This is a genomic window from Pantoea sp. MQR6 (genome assembly GCF_022761075.1).
Taxonomy (GTDB): domain Bacteria; phylum Pseudomonadota; class Gammaproteobacteria; order Enterobacterales; family Enterobacteriaceae; genus Pantoea; species Pantoea phytostimulans.
This window is the reverse complement of the sequence record NZ_JAKYXB010000001.1, coordinates 866,030-887,344: the sequence shown is the minus strand read 5'-3', so window position 1 is coordinate 887,344 and position 21,315 is coordinate 866,030. Positions and strand designations below refer to the sequence as shown.

Annotated in this window: 21 protein-coding genes; 10 read left to right on the top strand and 11 right to left on the bottom strand. The window is 49.2% G+C overall.

The window, feature by feature from the left end; translation table 11 throughout:
- Window positions 1–30: 30 nt before the first annotated feature.
- The 3 genes from MUG06_RS04080 to MUG06_RS04070 all read left to right on the top strand — a co-directional run bounded on the left by MUG06_RS04080 (window position 31) and on the right by MUG06_RS04070 (window position 3,441).
- Complete coding sequence (locus MUG06_RS04080; protein WP_215846652.1) at window positions 31–264, top strand: DUF1480 family protein; 234 nt, start codon at window positions 31–33, stop codon at window positions 262–264.
- A gap of 377 nt (window positions 265–641) precedes the next feature.
- Window positions 642–2,108 (top strand): undecaprenyl-phosphate galactose phosphotransferase WbaP, encoded by a 1,467-nt coding sequence (gene wbaP / locus MUG06_RS04075; protein WP_215846651.1) that lies wholly within the window; start codon window positions 642–644, stop codon window positions 2,106–2,108.
- A gap of 139 nt (window positions 2,109–2,247) precedes the next feature.
- Window positions 2,248–3,441, top strand: a complete 1,194-nt coding sequence (locus MUG06_RS04070; RefSeq protein WP_215846650.1) for a multidrug effflux MFS transporter — start codon at window positions 2,248–2,250, stop codon at window positions 3,439–3,441.
- Here the strand turns inward: MUG06_RS04070 and dadX are convergent.
- Together dadX and MUG06_RS04060 are read right to left on the bottom strand one after the other, a co-directional pair.
- The gene (gene dadX / locus MUG06_RS04065) at window positions 3,434–4,504 is read right to left on the bottom strand and encodes a catabolic alanine racemase DadX (protein WP_243077805.1); all 1,071 of its coding nucleotides are present in this window, start codon (window positions 4,502–4,504) and stop codon (window positions 3,434–3,436) included. The genes MUG06_RS04070 and dadX overlap by 8 nt on opposite strands.
- Window positions 4,505–4,523: 19 nt before the next feature.
- On the bottom strand, window positions 4,524–5,825 hold the full coding sequence (locus MUG06_RS04060) for a D-amino acid dehydrogenase (protein ID WP_215848269.1): 1,302 nt from the start codon (window positions 5,823–5,825) through the stop codon (window positions 4,524–4,526).
- Between the two features lie 507 nt (window positions 5,826–6,332).
- Between MUG06_RS04060 and MUG06_RS04055 the strand changes: the two genes are divergently transcribed.
- Window positions 6,333–7,868, top strand: coding sequence for a SpoVR family protein (locus MUG06_RS04055; protein WP_215846649.1), 1,536 nt, complete (start codon window positions 6,333–6,335; stop codon window positions 7,866–7,868).
- A gap of 49 nt (window positions 7,869–7,917) precedes the next feature.
- On the opposite strand, the gene fadR is transcribed toward MUG06_RS04055, so the two are convergent.
- The gene (fadR, locus tag MUG06_RS04050) at window positions 7,918–8,637 is read right to left on the bottom strand and encodes a fatty acid metabolism transcriptional regulator FadR (RefSeq protein WP_243077804.1); all 720 of its coding nucleotides are present in this window, start codon (window positions 8,635–8,637) and stop codon (window positions 7,918–7,920) included.
- Window positions 8,638–9,086: 449 nt separating this feature from the next.
- Between fadR and dsbB the strand changes: the two genes are divergently transcribed.
- Window positions 9,087–9,617, top strand: coding sequence for a disulfide bond formation protein DsbB (gene dsbB, locus MUG06_RS04045; RefSeq protein WP_215846648.1), 531 nt, complete (start codon window positions 9,087–9,089; stop codon window positions 9,615–9,617).
- Window positions 9,618–9,698: 81 nt separating this feature from the next.
- On the opposite strand, the gene MUG06_RS04040 is transcribed toward dsbB, so the two are convergent.
- The 3 genes from MUG06_RS04040 to MUG06_RS04030 all read right to left on the bottom strand — a co-directional run bounded on the left by MUG06_RS04040 (window position 9,699) and on the right by MUG06_RS04030 (window position 11,455).
- A complete protein-coding gene (locus MUG06_RS04040) occupies window positions 9,699–10,145 on the bottom strand; it encodes a YcgN family cysteine cluster protein (protein ID WP_243077803.1) in 447 nt (148 codons plus the stop codon).
- 64 nt (window positions 10,146–10,209) lie between these two features.
- On the bottom strand, window positions 10,210–10,866 hold the full coding sequence (locus tag MUG06_RS04035) for a fumarylacetoacetate hydrolase family protein (protein ID WP_215846647.1): 657 nt from the start codon (window positions 10,864–10,866) through the stop codon (window positions 10,210–10,212).
- A 313-nt stretch (window positions 10,867–11,179) separates the two neighbouring features.
- Window positions 11,180–11,455 carry a YcgL domain-containing protein gene (locus MUG06_RS04030; protein ID WP_215846646.1) on the bottom strand — a complete coding sequence of 92 codons (276 nt, stop codon included), beginning with the start codon at window positions 11,453–11,455 and terminating at the stop codon, window positions 11,180–11,182.
- A 154-nt stretch (window positions 11,456–11,609) separates the two neighbouring features.
- Between MUG06_RS04030 and minC the strand changes: the two genes are divergently transcribed.
- From minC to minE, 3 genes are read left to right on the top strand one after another with little or no spacing between them, the layout of a single operon-like run.
- On the top strand, window positions 11,610–12,311 hold the full coding sequence (gene minC, locus MUG06_RS04025; RefSeq protein ID WP_215846645.1) for a septum site-determining protein MinC: 702 nt from the start codon (window positions 11,610–11,612) through the stop codon (window positions 12,309–12,311).
- 33 nt (window positions 12,312–12,344) lie between these two features.
- On the top strand, window positions 12,345–13,157 hold the full coding sequence (minD, locus tag MUG06_RS04020) for a septum site-determining protein MinD (protein WP_243077802.1): 813 nt from the start codon (window positions 12,345–12,347) through the stop codon (window positions 13,155–13,157).
- 3 nt (window positions 13,158–13,160) lie between these two features.
- The gene (minE, locus tag MUG06_RS04015) at window positions 13,161–13,430 is read left to right on the top strand and encodes a cell division topological specificity factor MinE (RefSeq protein WP_031374622.1); all 270 of its coding nucleotides are present in this window, start codon (window positions 13,161–13,163) and stop codon (window positions 13,428–13,430) included.
- Between the two features lie 54 nt (window positions 13,431–13,484).
- Here the strand turns inward: minE and rnd are convergent, their stop codons facing one another.
- The 5 genes from rnd to MUG06_RS03990 all read right to left on the bottom strand — a co-directional run bounded on the left by rnd (window position 13,485) and on the right by MUG06_RS03990 (window position 19,899).
- Window positions 13,485–14,606 carry a ribonuclease D gene (gene rnd / locus MUG06_RS04010; protein WP_243077801.1) on the bottom strand — a complete coding sequence of 374 codons (1,122 nt, stop codon included), beginning with the start codon at window positions 14,604–14,606 and terminating at the stop codon, window positions 13,485–13,487.
- 103 nt (window positions 14,607–14,709) lie between these two features.
- Entirely contained in the window at window positions 14,710–16,383 is a 1,674-nt protein-coding gene (gene fadD, locus MUG06_RS04005) for a long-chain-fatty-acid--CoA ligase FadD (RefSeq protein ID WP_215848268.1), read from the bottom strand.
- A gap of 208 nt (window positions 16,384–16,591) precedes the next feature.
- Window positions 16,592–17,185 carry a Slp family lipoprotein gene (locus tag MUG06_RS04000; RefSeq protein WP_243077800.1) on the bottom strand — a complete coding sequence of 198 codons (594 nt, stop codon included), beginning with the start codon at window positions 17,183–17,185 and terminating at the stop codon, window positions 16,592–16,594.
- A gap of 56 nt (window positions 17,186–17,241) precedes the next feature.
- Window positions 17,242–17,943 carry a tRNA (adenosine(37)-N6)-threonylcarbamoyltransferase complex dimerization subunit type 1 TsaB gene (gene tsaB, locus MUG06_RS03995; RefSeq protein ID WP_243077799.1) on the bottom strand — a complete coding sequence of 234 codons (702 nt, stop codon included), beginning with the start codon at window positions 17,941–17,943 and terminating at the stop codon, window positions 17,242–17,244.
- A gap of 45 nt (window positions 17,944–17,988) precedes the next feature.
- The gene (locus MUG06_RS03990) at window positions 17,989–19,899 is read right to left on the bottom strand and encodes an ATP-dependent DNA helicase (RefSeq protein ID WP_243077798.1); all 1,911 of its coding nucleotides are present in this window, start codon (window positions 19,897–19,899) and stop codon (window positions 17,989–17,991) included.
- A 562-nt stretch (window positions 19,900–20,461) separates the two neighbouring features.
- Between MUG06_RS03990 and MUG06_RS03985 the strand changes: the two genes are divergently transcribed.
- Together MUG06_RS03985 and ycgZ are read left to right on the top strand one after the other, a co-directional pair.
- A complete protein-coding gene (locus tag MUG06_RS03985; RefSeq protein WP_215846640.1) occupies window positions 20,462–20,770 on the top strand; it encodes a hypothetical protein in 309 nt (102 codons plus the stop codon).
- Between the two features lie 277 nt (window positions 20,771–21,047).
- Window positions 21,048–21,287, top strand: a complete 240-nt coding sequence (ycgZ, locus tag MUG06_RS03980) for a regulatory protein YcgZ (protein ID WP_215846639.1) — start codon at window positions 21,048–21,050, stop codon at window positions 21,285–21,287.
- Window positions 21,288–21,315 lie beyond the last annotated feature (28 nt).

The following is a 21,315-nucleotide window of genomic DNA, read 5'->3' as shown; positions in this document are numbered from 1 at the left end:
TATTCAACCCAGTATAAACGGGAGAATTGAATGGGACACGTCGTTAAAATTGGCCGTTACGAAATCATTGATGCCGAGTTCGACAGCGAGAATTTTGAAACCGTCAGCATTCCCTGCCAGACCAATCCCGGCTTAAGTTATCAGCTTGATGGCTGGGATCAAGAGACCAGCGTTCCTGCGTGGATAGATGATAATCCCGTGGATCTGGAAATAGCGCATTACGATAAAGAAGGCGATCGTTGGGTATTAAGAAAACCAGCCTGACCCGGAATACTTACCGCCAGATAACATATTTGGCGGTAATTCTGAAAATGAGTCTTAAAATCATTAGTTCCAACTTCGAATAAAAAGGTTTTATCCTCTCTTTTCAATAAGATAACCCAACTAAACTTTAGTGCAATTTTTAGTTTTCAGAATAGTTCCGTATTAACTCTATCAAATATCTCCTGCATACTCTTAAACAACGCTGCAGTTTTTCGTGATGGATGTCACGATTTTTCCCATCGCCCTCGACGCAGCAACTTTGGCTCTAATGACTGTAACAGACTGAAAATATATTTAATTATTTTCAGTAGCCCACTCCTGAACGCGTACTTGATTCTGGTCAGGCCATCTTTTACTTGAAGAAGAGAGCAGGTTTTATGGCAAGTACATTAGTAATGAATGACGCGAGCCGCTCATGGAGCGGAACACGTAAAAACATCATCGTGAAGTTTGCCTTAAGTTTTTCCGATCTTATTGCTTTAAATTTGGCGCTATTTTTATCCGCCGCCACAATCCAGGGTATTTGGGGAGAGCTGGATTCGTTTATTCCTCCGCATCAAATCGAATACCGTTTTACCGCACAGTTTATTATGTCAGTGATGTGTACTGGCTGGTTCTGGGTTCGATTACGTCACTACACTTACCGCAAACCGTTTTGGTTCGAGCTGAAAGAAGTCGTTAAAACGTTGTTCGTCTTCTCCCTGCTCGATCTCGCCCTGATTGCTTTTTCTAAGTGGGATTTTTCACGCATGGTGTGGGTCTTCAGCTGGACCTACGCGCTGATTCTTCTGCCGCTGATGCGTGCATTCGTGAAACGAGCGATCAACAAAGCCGGCCAATGGCAAAAAGACACCATCATCATTGGTTCGGGTAAGAACGCCACCGAAGCGTATGCGGCATTGCAGAGCGAAGAGATTCTTGGCTACAACGTGCAGGCGTTTATCTCAATTGATGACGTGCCAAAGCAGCAGAGCGTAAATGGCGTACCGGTGGTGGCCTGGAAGGACATTAACTGGCAGACCATTGACCGTGACAATATCCAGTTCATCGTAGCGATGGAATATGAGCAGCAGCCGATGCGTGACCGTTGGCTGAAATTCCTCTCCAAAATGAATTGCCGTAGTGTTTCAGTTATTCCTACCCTGCGTGGCGTGCCGTTGTATGGCACCGATATGTCGTTCATTTTTAGCCATGAAGTGATGATTTTGCGTGTCAGCAATAACCTTGCTAAGCATTCGTCACGCTTCCTTAAACGCGCTTTTGATATCGTGGTCGCCTCAATATTGCTGGTGTTTCTGGCGCCCGTTTTCGCTCTGCTCTGCTCAATGGTAAAACGGGACGGCGGCAATGCAATTTATGGTCATGAACGCATTGGTCAGGATGGTAAAAAGTTTAAATGCCTGAAGTTCCGTTCAATGGTAACTAACTCGAAAGAAGTGTTGGAACATTTGCTCGCCACCAGCGAAGAGGCGCGTGTTGAATGGGATAAAGACTTCAAACTTAAGAACGATCCACGCATTACCAAAATTGGCGGTTTTCTGCGTAAAACCAGTCTTGATGAACTGCCGCAATTATGGAACGTGATACGGGGCGAAATGAGTTTAGTGGGGCCACGTCCGGTTGTTGAAGCTGAACTGGCGCGTTACGCTGGCGATGTCGATTACTATCTGATGGCGAAGCCCGGTATGACCGGTTTATGGCAGGTCAGTGGGCGAAACGACATCGATTATGATACCCGCGTCTATTTCGATTCCTGGTATGTCAAAAACTGGGCGCTGTGGACTGATATCGCTATCTTATTTAAAACCGCAGGTGTGGTATTCCGCCGTGATGGCGCTTACTGAGTTAATGATATCTCTTTAAAATGCGATGCCTGTTAACCGCAGGCATCGCATTTTATGCGCGTTTATTTTCTTTCCTTTTGCCTGCTGAGTCATTACCCTCTTCGCCTCGTTTTAACGAACGTTTTACCCTCTGGTTGCTATGCAAAAATTTACGTTATTGTTATTAAGCTTGGTGCTGTTAGCGCCTTTAGGCATCGATCTTTATTTGCCCACTCTGCCTCAAATTGCTGAAGGTTTAGCTACGCCCGTCAGCCTGATTCAGATTACCATTCCGCTGTTTTTGCTGGTAATGGGGTTAGGTCAGCTCGTTACCGGCCCGCTGGTTGATAATTATGGCCGCAAACCTATTGCCCTGATTGGCCTGGCGCTCTACATCATCGGCAGCATCATTGCTGCCACAGCCACTTCCTGGCCGCTGTTCCTGATTGCGCGTCTGGTACAAGGTTGCGCAGTTTGCTGTACCGCGGTGGTGGCCTTCAGCGGCGTACGTGATCGCTTAAGCGGCGATGACGCCGCGCGTGCTTATGGATTTCTGAATGGCGCGCTGAATATCGTTCCGGCATTGGCACCGTTGCTGGGTGGATTACTGGCCAGCGCATTTGACTGGCGCGCGCCCTTCTGGTTCCTGTGCGGTTACGCTGCGCTGATCACGGTATTAGTGATCTTCTGGTTACCGGAAACCCGTCCCGCCAATACGCTGCGGGTAAAAGGCCTGCCGCTGGCGCAATACGCTGCAATTTTGCGTCAGCCGCGTTTCCTGGCTTTTGCCTTTGCCAACGCTGGCGCACTTGGCATGGTATTGACCTATGTTTCGCTGGCACCGCATGTTTTGATGACTGAAGGCGGTTTATCTTCTCTGCAGTTCTCTTTCGCTTTTGGCGCTAATGGGTTTTGGATCATGCTGGTTAGCGTGTTTGTTAATAAAGCGATTCGCAAAGCAGGCCGCCCATTTTGTCTGGCGATGGGATTTATTACCATGCTGCTCGGCGCGTTGCTGCTGATGGCAGGCATGTATTTGCTGCCCGCATCGATTCAAACGCATTGGACACTCTATATGCTGCCGGTCGCTGTTTCCGTAGCGGGATTAGCCTTTACTGTGGGTCCCGCCACCAGTTACGCGCTAGAACCTTATCAGCAGCAGGCAGGTGTGGCTTCAGCATTGCAGGGTTTTATTCAGATGGCGGGTGGCGCAGCGGGCAGTTTAGTGATTGTTACTCTGCCGCTGGCTGAGAAAATGTCGCTGGCGTGGATGATGTTGTTAGGTGCAGCGCTGGCGTTAATTGCCTGGCGCTGCAGTAAAACAATTCAGGGTACGCTGACCGCGCTTAAATAACCTCGACCGGAACGCGTGGCGCAAGAGCACACATCAGCTCATAACCCACCGTTCCGGCTGCTTTTGCAACCTGATCGATTTTCACCTGGTCGCCCCACAACTCCACTTTCGATCCTATTCCTGCCTGCGGACAAGGCGTTAAATCGACGGTAATCATATCCATCGATACCGCCCCCACAACATGGGTTACCACCCCGTCAACCCAAACAGGCGTGCCGGATGGCGCATGACGCGGATAGCCATCGGCATAACCGCATGCCACCACGCCAATGCGCTGCGCCTGCTGTGCATGGTAACGATAACCATATCCCACACCGTCACCAGGATTTAACTGCTGCACCCCAATGATCTCGCTGGTTAAGCTCATCACCGGTTGCAAGCCGCTGCTGGCAATATCCTGCCAGTCCCCGCTTGGTGAAGCGCCGTATAAGACGATACCGGGACGCACCCAATCATAATGGGCTTCGGGATGCCACAAGGTACACGCTGAGTTAGATAATGAGCGTGGTGCGCTAAGGCCTTCTGCAGCGCGTTCAATACGCTGCATCGGTTCGATAATTCCTTCAGGGTTTTCAGCGTCGGCGAAGTGAGCCATCAGCGTCATGTCACCCACATTTTTCAACGCACGCAGTTTCTGCCAAACGCCATTGATTTGCTCAGGGCGAAACCCAAGTCGGTTCATCCCGCTGTTCACTTTTACATAGAGATCAATCGGTGCCGACAATTGCGCATTCGCTAATGCCTTGATCTGCCAGTTGCTGTGTACGCTGGTGGTTAATCGGTAACGGTCAATTAACGGCAGGTCCTGTTCATGAAAAAACCCCTCCAGCAACAAAATGGGTTTATTCCAGCCTTGGTCACGCAGCAAAATGGCCTCTTCCAGATTGAGTAGCGCAAAGCCATCCGTTTCGGCCAGGCTCTGCCAAATACGCGCAATACCGTGACCATAGGCGTTGGCTTTAACCACCGACCAGACGCGTGAGTGTGGAGCAGCACGGCGAACAATCGCCAGATTATGCCGCAGCGCCTGTTGATTAATGGTGGCGACAATGGGACGTGACATTCTTCCTCTCCCTGAAAGCTTAACGGGTTGCGTTAGCGTTGCGTAACGGCGATGCGTTCGCGTTGAATCCGGGTAAGTAACGGAACACGGATAAATCATCCGCCGCAATTGCCGGTTTCTTACCGGAAATAAGGTCAGCCAGCAGTTGGCCGGAACCGCACGCCATTGTCCATCCCAGTGTACCGTGACCGGTGTTGAGATAAAGATTAGAGAGCGGCGTCGCACCAACAATCGGTGTACCGTCTGGCGTCATTGGGCGCAAACCCGTCCAGAAACTAGCCTGCTCAATATGACCGCCTTCAGGATAAAGATCGCTTACCACCATCTCCAGCGTTTCTCGCCTTGCCTCTAACAGTTTGGTGTTAAATCCAACAATTTCGGCCATCCCACCCACACGAATGCGATCGTCAAAGCGCGTTACGGCAACTTTATAGGTTTCATCCAGGATTGTTGAAACGGGTGCGGCATCGGCGTTCTTGATAGGAATGGTCAGTGAATAACCTTTCAGGGGATAAACCGGGATGTCGACGATGTTTTTCAGTAAGGAAGTCGAGTAAGAGCCAAACGCTACAACATAGCTGTCGGCTTTAATCACCTCTTCTCCGCATTTCACCCCGTAAATACGATTACCATTGCACAGGAGATGATCCACTGAGGTATTAAAACGAAATTCCACACCCGCTTCTTCTGCCATTTTGGCCAGGCGCTGCGTGAAAAGCTGACAGTCACCGGTTTCATCATTCGGCAAACGTAATCCACCGGTGAGCTTATGCTGCGTTGCCGCTAATGCTGGCTCAACGCGTGACAGCTCGTGAGATTGCAATAATTCATAAGGCACTCCCGCATCACGCAGCACGGCAATATCTTTGCTGGCACTGTCGAATTGCTGCTGAGTGCGGAACAGTTGCAAGGTTCCACCTTGACGACCCTCGTAGAGAATACCGGTTTCAGTGCGTAAGGCTTTCAGGCAATCGCGACTGTACTCAGCGATACGCACCATGCGGCTCTTGTTCTGCTGATAGTGGCTCATATCGCAGTTACGCAGCATGTTCCACATCCATTCCAACTGGAAGCTGCTGCCATCCAGACGAATCGCCAGCGGTGCATGGCGCTGGAACATCCATTTAACGGCTTTGAGCGGGACGCCGGGCGCAGCCCAGGGAGCCGCATAGCCTGGTGAAATCTGGCCTGCATTTCCTGCACTGGTTTCCATTGCCGCTGCTGACTGACGATCAATGACCGTCACCCGATGTCCCGCTCGCGCCAGATACCAAGCGCTGGCTACGCCAACAACACCACTACCGAGAATCACTACGTGCATATCTCCCCCCGCCGCAAGATGTAAAGCATAATTCACTAATCTCAAGGATATATTCAGCGCAATGATTTAGCTGGAATTACCCTCAAATTCATACAACTATTTCACATCTTTTTTATCAAACTGGTAACTAAAATCTTATCAATGGTAGAAAATTAGTGATTTATGCGTCTTTTTCCATAAATGCGGGAATTAATGACGATGGCTTTAGTTAATTCATCTTTTATCAGGAGAATAAGCCAACCCCATACATTGTACTTATAAACAGGATATTATCCTGACAATAGAGGTAGTGGAGAAATATAAGGTTGTAAAATTTACCTGCATAAGTTTCGAAATGATTTTCTGCCAAATAAATTCGTTTGAGTTCCGGTTTCGGATAGGCGACAGTGGGCTATCATTGAAGTGTTCGCTCAGTTTTTTAGGTTTTTCTTTCTCAGGATGAAGCCTTAAATAACCGAAACGGGCTACCCATAAGGGTAAGCCAGTTTGCTAAAACAGAGGTGCGCTATGACGACTATCTTTGACGAGCCCATTAAGGACAGCAAACGACTCAGTGACGGACCAGACTGGACATTTGATTTACTTGATGTCTATCTTGCTGAGATTGACCGCGTAGCCAAACTCTATCGGCTCGATACCTATCCACACCAAATCGAAGTGATCACCTCCGAGCAAATGATGGATGCCTACTCCAGCGTCGGCATGCCTATTAATTATGCGCACTGGTCCTTTGGCAAAAAATTCATTGAAACTGAACAGCGCTACAAACATGGCCAGCAAGGTTTGGCTTACGAGATTGTGATCAACTCTAATCCTTGTATTGCCTATCTGATGGAAGAAAACACCATGACGATGCAGGCGCTGGTGATGGCGCACGCCTGCTACGGTCACAACTCTTTCTTCAAAAATAATTATCTGTTCCGCAGTTGGACAGACGCCAGTTCGATTGTTGATTACTTGCTATTCGCTAAGAATTACATCACCGACTGCGAAGAACGCTACGGCGTAGAAGTTGTTGAACGGCTGCTGGATTCCTGCCACGCGCTGATGAATTACGGCGTTGATCGCTATAAGCGTCCTCAGAAGATTTCGTTGCAGGAAGAGAAGGCGCGACAGAAAAGCCGCGAAGAGTATCTGCAAAGTCAGGTAAATACGCTGTGGCGCACCTTGCCGCGTCGCGAGAAAGAGACGGTGCAGGTTGAAGCTGCTCGCTACCCTTCTGAACCGCAAGAAAACCTGCTCTATTTCATGGAAAAAAATGCACCGTTGCTCGAACCGTGGCAGCGCGAGATTCTGCGTATCGTTCGCAAAGTTAGCCAATATTTTTATCCGCAAAAACAGACGCAGGTGATGAATGAAGGCTGGGCGACGTTCTGGCACTACACCATCCTAAATCACCTTTACGATGAAGGGAAAGTGTCTGAACGCTTCATGATGGAGTTCTTGCACAGCCACACCAATGTGGTGTTCCAGCCGCCTTATAACAGTCCTTGGTACAACGGCATTAATCCCTATGCGCTGGGCTTTGCGATGTTCCAGGACATCAAGCGTATTTGTCAGACGCCAACCGAAGAAGATCGTTACTGGTTCCCAGACATTGCTGGATCGGACTGGCTTGAAACGCTGCATTTTGCGATGCGTGAATTCAAAGATGAAAGCTTCATCAGCCAATTCCTGTCACCTAAAATCATGCGTGATTTCCGTTTGTTCACTGTGCTGGATGATGACCGCAATAATTATCTGGAAATTGCAGCCATTCACGATGAGGCGGGATATCGAGCGATTCGCCAACAGCTTTCGGCGCAATACAATCTCAGCAACCTTGAACCTAATATTCAGGTCTACAACGTTGATTTACGCGGTGATCGCTCGTTAACGCTGCGCTATGTGCCACAAAGCCGCACGCCGCTGGATAAAAGCCGTCGTGAAGTGCTCAAACATGTGCACCGTTTGTGGGGATTTGATGTAATTTTGGAACAGCAGAATGAAGATGGAAGCGTTGAACTGTTGGATCGAAATCCAGCGCGAGGCAGCCCACTTTAATTTTATGCAGCGTGAAAAAAACCGGATGGGATGTCCGGTTTTTTTATATTTATCGCTTGCTGCCTAAATCATCGGGCAGATTTTTTTGCATGCTGTGCCAGATTTCGCCACTGCGACGTCCGTAATTTCTTACGGTTTCAACAATTTCATCTTGAGCGGGTTGTCCGTCACACAGGCTCAACAGCTTTTGATAGAAATCTCGTGCAACCTGGCGCGCCTCTGGGCTTGAGAAATAATGACGCCCAACACGGGTATACAACCCTTTCAAACCGTTAAGAATCAGGCCATAGATAGGATTACCCGAGGCGAAAGCCAGACCGCGAAATACGCGATAATCCATCTCGGTGTAAGCATCAGCGTGATCCTCAGCAATCGCGACGGTTTCCAGCACTTCTCTGGCTTTTTCAGGGTGATGACGTAGCGCGCGGCTGATAAAAATTGACGAAATATTGGTGCGCACTGACAGCAGATTATCGATCAAAACCGGCACGCTATCGTGATCGAGTCGTGCCAGCGTTTCAAGAATGTTGAGTCCTGACGTTTCCCAAAAATCATTAACGCGGGTAGGTTTACCGTGTTGAATGGTTAACCACCCATCACGCGCCAGGCGTTGTAAAACTTCTCGCAGCGTGGTGCGCGTTACCCCAATCAATTCAGAAAGCTCACGCTCAGCAGGCAAAATTGATCCCGGCGGAAAGCGGCTATTCCAGATGCTTTCAATAATATATTCTTCAGCAAATCCCGCTGGGCTCTGAGCCTTAATGACCATAGCAGTTTGTTCTCGTTGCTTTCTTTATCATGATGGGCACTCATCATACCAGACGCCCTATAGCGGATATAGCCTGCGAAACTATTAAAAGCGGGCGCTGACGCAAAATTCAGCCGCTTTCTTTCTCATCCCATGCCGGGATTTGCCTCAGCCCTACCTGAATAGGATTTTTTGAGACTCAACTGTAAAAACATCAAAAGGATAATGCAGTATTTTTGATGCGCTAACTTTTTAGCGCGGTGCTCTCCAGCGTGGTCATCTTCTTTCTGGCGATCTATCACCCATAGCATGTCGAACACAGGCTGAATTCACGTGCCGCATTTTCAACGCTTCAGCTAGCCAGGATCAATGTTACGTCATGTTTGTACATGATTTTACGCGAAGCCAGGCTGGCGTAGAGACGCTTTTGGTTTACACTGCGGAGCATTAACGTTTACAGGGAATGCAATATGTTGCGATATCTAAATCAATGTTCTCGTGGTCGTGGAGCATGGTTATTACTGGCTCTAACGGCGCTGGCACTGGAACTGACGGCGTTGTGGTTCCAACATGTTATGGGTTTAAAACCCTGCGTGATGTGTATTTATGAACGCAACGCACTCTTCGGAGTGATGGGCGCGGGAATTGTCGGCGCCCTTGCACCAAAATCACCATTACGTTTAGTCGCCCTGTTGATGTGGTTATACAGCGCGTGGGAAGGATTGCGTCTTTCATGGGAACACACCATGATTCAGCTGCACCCGAATCCTTTTACAACCTGTGATTTTGCCGCACGCTTCCCAACCTGGCTGCCCTTAGATAAATGGCTGCCCGCTGTGTTTGTTGCCAGCGGCGATTGTGCAGAACGCAGCTGGACCTTTATGACATTGAGCATGCCGCAATGGATGATTGTGGTGTTTGGTGCTTACCTGTTGGTCGGATTATTGGTGCTGATTGCTCAGCCTTTCAAAGCCAAGCGTCGCGATCTTTTTAGCCGCTAACCTGCGCTAAACGCAAAAAGGCTGCCTGAGGCAGCCTTTTTCTTATGCGATCTTTTGTTATCTCATTCTTCACTGCAAAACCTAGCCGTTACGATCGGGCCGGTCAATGATGTGGTCTTCCCAATCGCGTACTTCGCTTTCTCGTACCGCAATGTAACGCACCGAAATCCGCTGTGCATGCATCTCTTTTTTTGAGCCAGCCCGTAAAGGGTGCCATGCAGGTAAGGTTTTGCCTTCACCTAACAAACGGTAAGCGCAGGTACGCGGTAGCCAGTTAAACGTGGTGAGATTTTCCCGCGTCAGCTTGATGCAATCCTCTTCCAGTTCAAAACGGCGTTCATAGTTGCGGCACTGGCAGGTTTTAATATTGAGCTGGTTACAGGCGACGTTGGTGAAATAGATCTCATCCGTGTCGGCATCTTGCAGTTTGTTCAGGCAGCACTGACCACAACCATCACATAAGGATTCCCATTCCTCATCGCTCATTTGTGCCAGGCGTTTATGTTGCCAGAAAGGGGTGTCAGTCATGATCAATGTCCTGCTTTAAATCAAACCGCACCTTATAAAGCCTCTGGTGCGGCGATGCAAGTTTTTACAATACGCGGGTGCTAATTCCGTGGCCCGCCAACGACACTTCCAGCGTATCACCAGAATGCATTGGGCCAACACCTTCCGGCGTACCGGTTAGCACCACATCTCCGGCGCGCAGGGTAAAGTACTGACTCATGTGCGCAATCAGCGGCAGGATTTTATGGATCATATCCGACGTATTGCCATGTTGTCGAACCTCACCATTAACCACCAGCTTCAACTCAACATTTTGTGGATCGCTAAACTCCGATACAGGGATAAAACCCGACAGCGGACAAGAGTTATCAAATCCTTTTGATTTTTCCCAAGGCTGGCCCGCTTTTTTGAATCCAGCTTGCAGATCACGCAGGGTAAGGTCCAGCGCCACACCGTATCCGGCGATCGCTTTTGCCACATGTTCTTCGGTTGCCTGTTTCAATGTGGCCCCAATGAGAACCGCCAGTTCGATTTCGTGATGAACCTCACCAAAGGCGCTGGGAATTGACAGCGGCTGACGCAAATCACACAACGCCGTTTCCGGCTTAATAAACACCACCGGCTCAGTTGGCGTAGCGCTGCCCATTTCCTTAATGTGTTTCGCATAGTTGCTGCCGACGCAAACCACTTTGTTAACCGAATAGTCCAACAGAGCGCCTTGCCAGTTACGATGCTGATACATGCTAATCCCCTGCTTTTGTTAGGTGTGGCGCCAGCGATGCTGGCAGATTGATGAGTGCGCACGCGTTGGTCAGAAAGCCAACCTCGTCGGCAAATAATAAGATGCTTTTAACGGTAAGGTATGTGGAAATTGTCAAAAACCGTTAATTTGTCGACGACAGTGGCGATTAAGTGCGCAGAAACGTTACCGGAGGACATAAAAAATAACGCTAATAACGGCGTAATTACGCCGCTGTTAATAATGTAAAGTTGTAAAAAATATAATTCGCTAAGAAAGAGCTGATCAGATAATTATATTTACAGATGAATCCGAATTAATCTTTTTTATCCGATCCAAGATGAACTTTTAGCAAATTTTCAATCGGTGGTGGAAGCTGCAAATAATAGCCTTGTTCGCTTAAACCTTGCTTAACTTTATTGATATCCGCATTAGCCAGTTTGTCGCGCCCCTCCAGCGTTAGCACCATTGCCAGCTTTGGCTTACCAAAGCCTTTGAGCAGCGCTTCCGGCACCCTTGAAAAATCGTCTCTTTTTTCAACATAGAGATAAGTTTGATCACGCATTGGACTTCTGTAGATCACACAAAACATATTTTTTACTCGAATTAACCCGCAATGAGGCTTGTCTGAATATAGCTGTAACTATAACATGCTTGCAGTACTTCGAATATTCACCGTTTTTGTAAAATGATGGATTTATCATCGCTTAGCAAACGGTAGTGAAAACAGGACTGAGTCGGGACAGATGTCGCAAACGCCAATCGAATTCAAAGGTAGCAGTTTCACCCTGTCTGTCGTTCATCTGCATCACCACGATCCTGAGGTGATTCGCAAGGCACTTCAAGACAAGATTGACCAGGCTCCAGATTTTCTGAGAAACGCACCGGTGGTGTTGAATGTTGCGACGTTGACCGGAGATGTGAACTGGAAACAGTTGCAACAGGCGGTGCTGGCAACAGGTTTGCGTATTGTTGGCGTCAGTGGCTGCAAAAACGAAGCGCTAAAGCGGATGATCGTCCGTGCGGGTTTGCCCGTTTTGGCAGAAGGTAAAGAGGGGAAAAAGCGCAGCGAACCCCCAGAGCCAGAAGCGAAACCGATCGTGGCCGAACCGGTTGCCACTAAAACTCGCATCGTCAACACACCTGTTCGCTCGGGTCAGCAAATCTATGCGCGCAATGCCGATCTGATCGTGACTAGCAGCGTCAGCGCCGGGGCAGAACTGGTTGCCGATGGCAATATCCATATTTACGGCATGATGCGCGGGCGGGCGCTGGCGGGTGCCAGCGGCGATCGCGATTGCCAGATTTTTTGTACCAACCTGGCTGCAGAGTTGGTCTCAATTGCCGGCGAATACTGGATTATGGATCAGATCCCGGAAGAATTTTTTGGTAAAGCCGCGCGCCTCTCGCTTCAGGATGGCGCGCTGACTATCCAGACACTTAATTAGGCCCCTTTTCTTTCGTTAAGGAAATCAACATTTATGGCACGCATTATTGTAGTTACATCCGGTAAAGGGGGCGTTGGTAAGACCACGTCAAGCGCGGCCATCGCCACCGGTTTAGCGCAGAAAGGCAAAAAAACGGTAGTTATCGATTTTGATATTGGTCTGCGTAATCTTGATTTGATTATGGGTTGTGAACGTCGTGTTGTTTATGACTTCGTCAATGTCATTCAAGGCGATGCCACACTGAATCAAGCGTTGATCAGAGATAAGCGCACCGAGCAGCTCTACATTCTGCCCGCTTCACAAACGCGCGATAAAGATGCGTTAACACGTGAAGGTGTAGAAAAAGTTCTGAATGATTTAGCGACCATGGAATTTGATTTCATCGTCTGCGACTCACCAGCAGGTATCGAAACCGGTGCATTAATGGCGCTCTATTTTGCAGATGAAGCGATCATTACTACCAACCCAGAAGTATCTTCAGTACGCGACTCGGATCGTATTCTTGGCATCATCTCTTCCAAGTCTCGCCGTGCTGAAAACAGCCAGGATCCCGTTAAGGAGCACCTGCTATTAACCCGTTATAACCCTGGCCGCGTCAGTCGTGGCGACATGCTGAGCATGGAAGATGTGCTGGAAATCCTGCGCATTCCGCTGGTTGGTGTGATCCCAGAAGATCAATCTGTCTTGCGCGCCTCCAACCAAGGTGAGCCGGTGATCCTCGACAGCGAATCTGATGCTGGCAAAGCCTATGCCGATACCGTTGAACGGTTACTCGGTGAAGTTCGCCCCTTCCGCTTTATTGAAGAAGAGAAGAAGGGTTTCCTGAAACGCCTGTTCGGGGGATAAACCATGGCATTACTCGATTTCTTTTTATCCCGGAAGAAGAACACTGCCAATATAGCCAAGGAAAGGCTACAGATTATCGTGGCAGAACGCAGAAGGGGCGACAGTGAGCCCCACTATCTTCCGCAACTTAAGCGCGACATTCTGGAAGTGATTTGCAAATACGTGAAGATCGACCCGGAAATGGTTACTGTCCAACTCGATCAGAAAGGAGATGACATCTCAATTCTGGAGCTGAACGTGACCTTACCGGAAACGGAAGAAGTGACTAAATGACACCAGCCGTTTCCTGAATTTCCCCTGCGCTGTTGCAGGGGAAAGTTCAAGAGACTAAACGTCAGCCAGAATTTTATCGATACCCGGCTTTAACAGCTCGCCCCGCCATCCTGTCAGCAATTCGGGTAGACGTCCCTGTGGCTTTAATCCCCAGTGTTGACTCAATACCTGATTAATCTGTCGACGCGATGCCAACAGTTCCTGACTAAATCCGCTCTCTTCACTTACCTGCTGCACCAACGCTTTCATCGCTTTGAATACCTGCTTGTAGTGCGGATGATCGATCAGATTACCCAGCGGCTGCGGAAGTTCACTTTCATCCAGCGCCTGCGCCTCAGCAACCAGCGCCACCAGCGTTTTACCGTGAAAACGAATCTCATGGCCTGACAAACCCAGATGATCCAGTTCACCCAATGAACCCGGCATAAAGCGCGCCACTTTCCATAAGTGCTCTTCGCGCACGACAAAATTAACTGCCATATCTTTTTCACGCGCCACTTTCAAACGCCACGCAGCTAAGCGTTGCAGTACCGCCAACTGGCGTGGACGCAATTGCCAGGCATTGGTGATATCGCGCCAGGCTTCTTCTGGTTCCAGCGCATCCAGACGACGCTGACAAAGGTTGTCGCACTCGCTCAGCGCAGCAGCCATATTGCCCGCTTCGGTAGTTAACGCCATCAGCTGATGAGCGATTGGCAACAGATAATGCACATCTGCTGCTGCATAAATGCATTGGCGCTCCGTTAATGGGCGCGCCAGCCAGTCGGTACGCGATTCGCTCTTATCCAGTTCAACCTGAGTGAAGTGCGCAACCATTGAAGCGAAGCCCCATGAAAGCGGCTGACCGGAGAACGCGGCCAGGATTTGCGTGTCGATCATCGGCTGCGGCAATACGCCAAAACGATGCAGGAAGACTTCAAGATCTTCGCCACCGGCATGCAAAAATTTAGTGACCTTGGTGTCAGTCAGTAAATCAATAAAAGCGGACCAGTCACTGATTTTTAAAGGATCGATCAGAACCAGCTGTTCATTATCGAACAGTTGAATCAAGCCCAATTGCGGATAATAGGTGCGGGTGCGGACAAACTCAGTGTCGAGCGCCACAGCGGCATGTCGGCGCGCTTTTTGGCACACCAAAGCCAGTTGATCATCTTGGTCAATCAGGGAATAGTTCACGTTCAATTTTCCACCGCAGCAAACAACGCGCGGTGCTCCATGTTAAAAGCAATAAAAACGCCGGTCATCGCCGGCGTTCAACCTGTAAATGTGTTGAGGCTCATTAGGCGCTGGGTTTCGCCTCATCACGCAATTCCCGGCGCAGAATCTTGCCGACGTTGGTCTTTGGCAATTCTTCGCGGAACTCGATAATTTTTGGCACCTTGTAACCGGTTAACTGGCGACGACAGTGATCAAGCAACTCTTCTTTGGTCAGAGACTGATCCTTTTTTACGATGCAGACTTTCACTGCTTCGCCGGATAAATCACTGGGTACGCCAATGGCCGCAGCTTCACGCACTTTAGGATGTTGCATTAGCACATCTTCAATTTCGTTAGGATAAACATTGAAACCGGAAACCAGAATCATATCCTTTTTACGATCGACAATGCGGATAAATCCTTCCTGATCAACGGTAACAATATCACCGCTGTGGAGCCAGCCATTTTTAAGCACTTCAGCGGTGGCGTCTGGATGCTGCCAGTAACCTAACATCACCTGCGGGCCACGAATGCACAGCTCACCCGGTTCACCTGGCGGAACATCATTACCCGCATCATCCAATACCCGAACGTCGGTTGATGGAACAGGCAAGCCAATGCTGCCAGTGTGGCTACTGATGTCATAAGGATTAACCGAAACCAGCGGCGAGCACTCTGTCAGACCATATCCCTCCAGCAAATAGTGCCCGGTCAGTTTTTCCCAACGCTCTGCCACCGCTTTTTGCACTGCCATACCACCGCCTGCAGAAAGGCGCAGCGTAGAAAAGTCGAGTTTGTTAAACTCCGCGTCGTTCAACAGGGCGTTAAACAAAGTATTGACGCCAGTGATCGCGGTGAACGGAAATTTGGCCATTTCCTTCACGAAACCGGGAATATCGCGTGGATTGGTGATGAGCAAATTTTGTCCGCCCAGCTCCAAAAAGAGCAGCCCGTTAACTGTTAAAGCGAAGATGTGATAAAGCGGCAATGCCGTGACAACGCACTCTTTACCGTCACGCAGCACTTTGCCATAAGTCGCGCGGGTCTGTTCGAGGTTGGCCTGCATGTTGCGATGCGTCAACATCGCCCCCTTCGCTACGCCCGTGGTGCCGCCGGTATATTGCAGAAAGGCTAAATCGTCATTGCTGATTTCAGGGCGTTGATACGGCATGTCAGCGCCAAGCTGCACTACGCTGCGAAAGGAGATCGCGCCCGGTAGATGATATTTGGGAACCAGACGCTTAATGTATTTAACCACGAAATTAACCAGCGTCGCTTTTACCGGCGCCAGTTGATCACCCATTCGCGTCAGGATGACGTGCTTAACTTGGGTCTCCGCCGCCACTTTTTCCAGCGTATGCGCAAAATTAGAGACGATGACAATCGCGCTGGCCCCGCTGTCGTTGAGCTGATGCTTTAACTCGCGCGGGGTATAAAGCGGGTTAACATTCACCACCACCATTCCCGCACGCAATACACCAAACAGTGCCACTGGATATTGCAGTAGATTTGGCATCATTAACGCTACACGATCGCCGGGTTTAAGCTTCAACGCATTTTGTAAATAAGCGGCAAAAGCCCGGCTTTTTTGCTCCAGTTGACGGTAGGTCATTTTTTGACCCATATTCCAAAACGCAGGTTGTTCAGCGTAGCGCTTTGCGGCTTGCTCAAACAGATCCACTAAGGAGGTATAACGATCTGCACTAATTTCAGCCGGAACATCAGCCGGATAGCGTTTTAGCCAAACCTTATTCAAGGATGCACCCCGATAATCATGTTGTATTCCCATCGCCGCCTCGCCCAACTGGTTTGTTAACAATATTTTAACTGATTGTACCAGTCTGCGTATTTCGGCCTTTAGAGGTTGCGAAGTTCATCACTAAATTTCGTGCCAGTGAAAAAGCACAATAAAAAAGCCCGGTTACGCGCGCTGCGACCGGGCTGAAGAATTGAACGAGCCAGATCTATTCTGTCAGGATAGTTTCCACCTGAGCGGGACCGCTGCTATACATGCCCCAATAAGGATTTGGCCCCCAATAACCGGCGCGATGCCGCGTTGGTCCGTACCAAATCCACGGATCAATGGGTTGCGGTGGCGACATCACCTGTTTGGTTAAATGCCAGCGTTGATAACCCCGCACATCGATCACGACAAAGTTATATTTGGCTTCACCAATCATTCCCGCTTCAGTGCCTTTGATGGCTCCTAGCACAGTAACATACTGGTCTTTTACGTCGACGGGATCGACGAAGCCATGAATATCAGCGTATATCCGTCCAACGGAAGCCGCGCCAAGGCGTGGACGTGCGCTATCATCCAGCGGCTGGGTCGCAATTTCAAGGCGGGTTTTGCCATTGAGATTCTTCACGTTGACCACCTTGCCGCCAAAACGTGACTCCTGACCTTTATAAATGGCTGGATCATTCATCACGCGCAATAGATCTTGCTGCGGGAGCGCCGAGCCGCCTTTAATGTTGTCCGGGATGGAAACACAACCCGTTAAAATCAGCGTGCAGGTCAACAACAGGCCCGACAGGCTCTTACGGCAAATTGACATAGGCGATCTCCAGATAATAATTGTTTAGACTGGTCGCATAACAATAAGTTGCGTGGCTATTCGCGGCCCGGTAATTTTTTCCAGGCGACTTCATTACGCAAGTAAGTCGGTTCCGCATGTTCAGGCAGAACCGTTTTGCCCTGCTCAAGCGCCTGTTGTGCTAATGGCAGCATATCTTGCGCAGCCGGAAGCAAAACTTCACTTGCAGTAAGTTGCAGCGCATGACCTTGTTGTAATTCAGGATAGGCTTGCCAACCGGTGCCAGCGGTGTGCCATTCGCCTTCCAGCGCCTGCATGCGTGTTAACGCCGCCTCTGGCGATAGTACGCTTTCACTGGCTTCACCCTGCCATACGCCTTTCTCATCACGCTGATATTCGGCCCAGTAAACTTCACCCATACGCGCATCAATGGCAGCCAACACCCGGCTGGCGCCCTGTTGACGCCAGGCACCTTGCGCTAGCGTGGCTAAAGTCGATACACCAATCATCGGTAGCGTTGCACCAAACGCTAAACCTTGTGCGATGCCAATGCCGATACGTACGCCGGTAAAACTGCCAGGGCCACGACCAAAAGCCAGCGCATCTAGCTCGGTTAATTCAAGCTGCTGTGCCACTAATAATTCTTCAACCAGCGGGAGAATACGCTGCGTATGATCGCGCGGCGCAATTTCAAAGCGAGCATCAATGTATTGCTGATTTAACAACGCGGCTGAACACGCTTCTGTCGCGGTATCCAGCGCTAAAATTCGGGCAGACATAACCACCTCTGGAGATTCAAAAACGGCGCGCATCTTAGCACAAAATTACGCTGTCGGTTGCTGACGAATGAACGCAATAGCACGGCCAATATCACGCGTACGCGGCGTGGGTGGCAGGCTGTTAAGGAACAAGGCGCCATAAGGACGCGAGACTAAACGCTGATCGCAAATCACCAACACCCCCCGATCTTCGGTATCACGAATAAGACGACCGACGCCCTGTTTCAGCGTAATCACCGCATCCGGTAATTGCACATCAGCAAACGGATCGCCGCCGCGAATGCGGCAATCTTCCATGCGCGCTTTTAACAGCGGATCTTCCGGTGATGTGAACGGTAATTTATCGATGATAACTAATGAAAGCGCATCTCCCCGCACGTCCACGCCTTCCCAGAAACTGCTGGTCGCAACCAGCAACGCGTTGCCTTTCTCAATAAATTGTTTGAGCAACTGACCTTTGCTGGTCTCACCTTGCACTAACACTGGCAATGTCATTGAGGCGCGGAACTCTGCCGCCAGCTCACGCATCATCAGGTGAGAGGTGCAAAGAAAGAAGCAGCGCCCTTTATTGGCATCAATAAGCGGTTTCATCATCTGCGCCAGTTGACGCGCACCGCCGGGGCGATTGGGTTCAGGTAAATGACGCGGCACGCAAAGCAGCGCCTGCTGGGAATAATCAAACGGGCTGTTGAGGATGAGGCTTTTCGCCTGATTCACGCCTAAGCGATCGGCAAAGTGATCCATCTTTTCATCGACCGCCAGCGTGGCGGAGGTAAAAATCCATGCAGCTTTGCGATTATCCATGACTTCGCGGAAGCGTTCCGCTACAGAAAGCGGCGTCAACGCCAGGGTAAAATGCCGTGAAGTGCATTCATACCAATAACTAAAGCCGGATTCGCTAATGGCGTGCAGCCGTTTCAGGCGAGTCCGATAAAGAGCGGCTCGCTCAAAAGCGGCATCCAATAAAGCGGAACGACCCAGCGACATTTTTATAACGTCGTAACAGAGCTCCAGCGCATCATCTAATAAGGTGAACATGCGCATGACATTGTTATCGCTGAGCAAGTCACGCAAATTGCCGCGGTAGCCCGGATCGCCCAAGGATAAGCGAAAATCTTGCGCGCATTGCGCCAGGCGATCGGCTGATTTTTGCAGTTGCTGTACATCGCGTACTTCAGTGCGATAAGCAATGATGATGTCTTTGGCGAGATCCAAAAGCTGGCGGCTGGAAAGTTGTTGGCCAAAATATTGGCTGGCAATATCAGGCAGCTGATGGGCTTCATCGAAGATCATTACGTCAGCTTCGGGGATCAATTCAGCAAAGCCACTCTCTTTAACCACCAGATCAGCCAGAAACAGATGGTGATTCACCACCACGACGTCAGCATCCATGGCACGTTTCCGCGCTTTAACGACAAAACACTCTTTATAGAGTGGGCAGTCGCTGCCGAGGCAATTGTCGTTGGTGCTGGTGACCAAAGGCCAGATTGGGCTATCTTCCGTTACGCCACCACAGCTACTGATATCACCATCTGCGGTTTGCGATGACCATCCACGTAACGTGACAAGATCGGTCAGCGCCTGAACAGTCAAATCGCCGCCCGCCATGGACTGCTGTTCCAGACGTTCAAGACAAAGATAGTTTGAGCGCCCTTTTAACAAGGCCGTTTTGCCCGTGAACTTCAGCGCTTTGGCAATAGTGGGCAGATCGCGGCTATAAAGCTGGTCCTGCAAGGCTTTAGAGCCGGTGGAAACGATAACCTTTTTACCGGCACGTAACGCTGGGGCTAAATATGCATAAGTTTTTCCTGTACCGGTTCCCGCTTCTACCACCAGTTCGCCCAAGCCTTTTACGGCTTCTGAGACCGCCTGCGCCATTTCACGCTGCGCTTCACGGGGTTTAAAACCAGCAATCGCCTGCGCAAGCGCGCCATCCACTGCAAAATCGTCTGCCACATACCCTCTCAAAGAACAGCAAAAACACTGTAATTATGTCAGTATTGTAGGCGTTAAGCAAAAGGCCCGAATTATCGTAACGTTTGTATTAGCCCTTGTTCTTTAAGCAATTAAACAGTTACCTCCCCTTTTATGCTACGCGTTGTAAAATATTACTTTTGAAAGACAAGCCGATTCAGACGCGAAAAGAATTGAGGAGAATCGACTTGAAGCCGAAATTAAAACAAGCATTAAATATATTTGTTTTTAATCACCGGTTAACCCTCTCTTTTTTCAGCCTTATTAATTAAAGCAATTAGCCCTCTAAATGACGCATAAACCTCAATAAAAATAAGTAATTATCTGCAGTTCATATCACGACGAATTATCAGCGTTTATTCACTACGGATTCTCGCGATTTATTCCAGAAAATTGCAGCGATAATAATAGTGTCAACAACCTTTGCCTATTGCTGTTATAAGCTGAACCCAACAACGTCGATCCCAAAATCATTATTTTCTGCTAGGCTTAAATTTCAACACTAGGTAAATCACTACAACATCAATATAACGGAGGTACAACTTTGCTATTTCATGATGAACAAAAAGGACATGCCGTTATTGGTGAAGCAGCGGTAAGTCTCGCCGTTAACGATCAGCAAATCAGTGTCGATGCGTTGATGAATAAACTGACTTTGATGGCCGAGGTGGAGAGCAGTGATGCGCGTCTACAACTCATTTATGACGCGCGGAAATGGTTATCAAGCTTCTTGCAGCCGGCAAACCGCAATCGTGCTGAGCTCAACTGGCTCACGCTTACCGGTCAACCCAAAGAGGGAAACCGTATATTTGGTACCGATCTTTGGCTGCAGCAAAGCGCTGTAAAAGAGTAACCTGTAGCGCTTTCCGGCAGATGCACCCCTCTGTGCATCTGCTTTCTCCTTCCTCAAGCAAGACAAATCTTGAACACCCTCAGCCGATCCGCTTTTCTGATCAAAAAAATATTAGTTCATAGCTGTGACTTAAGTGATTGTTTATCCTTAAATGGTTTCTTAACGTTAAAATTAAATCCCTAAGCTTTAACGAATCCCTGTACAAAGGTTTAGTTTTTGTATAACTTTCGCCTCAGAAAACGCCGATCACCAAATGATGACATATTGAGGGTAGAACATGCGCCAGAACGGACTCGTACCGAATTCCGCAAACGACATTGCCCGCTATTTTAACAAGGCTTCGCTACCCTCCCAGCAAGAAACCCTGGGACAGATTGTTGTCGAGATTCTTCGTGCAGGCGGCAATCTCAATCGCAAATCCTTGTGTACCAAATTAGTGCGCCGTCTTGAACTTGCCTCAAGCGCTGAAGAAGAACGTCATTATCATGTTTTGATTGGTCTGTTATTTGGCCGCTGATGATTTCATCGCTAATTCACTGGGTTCA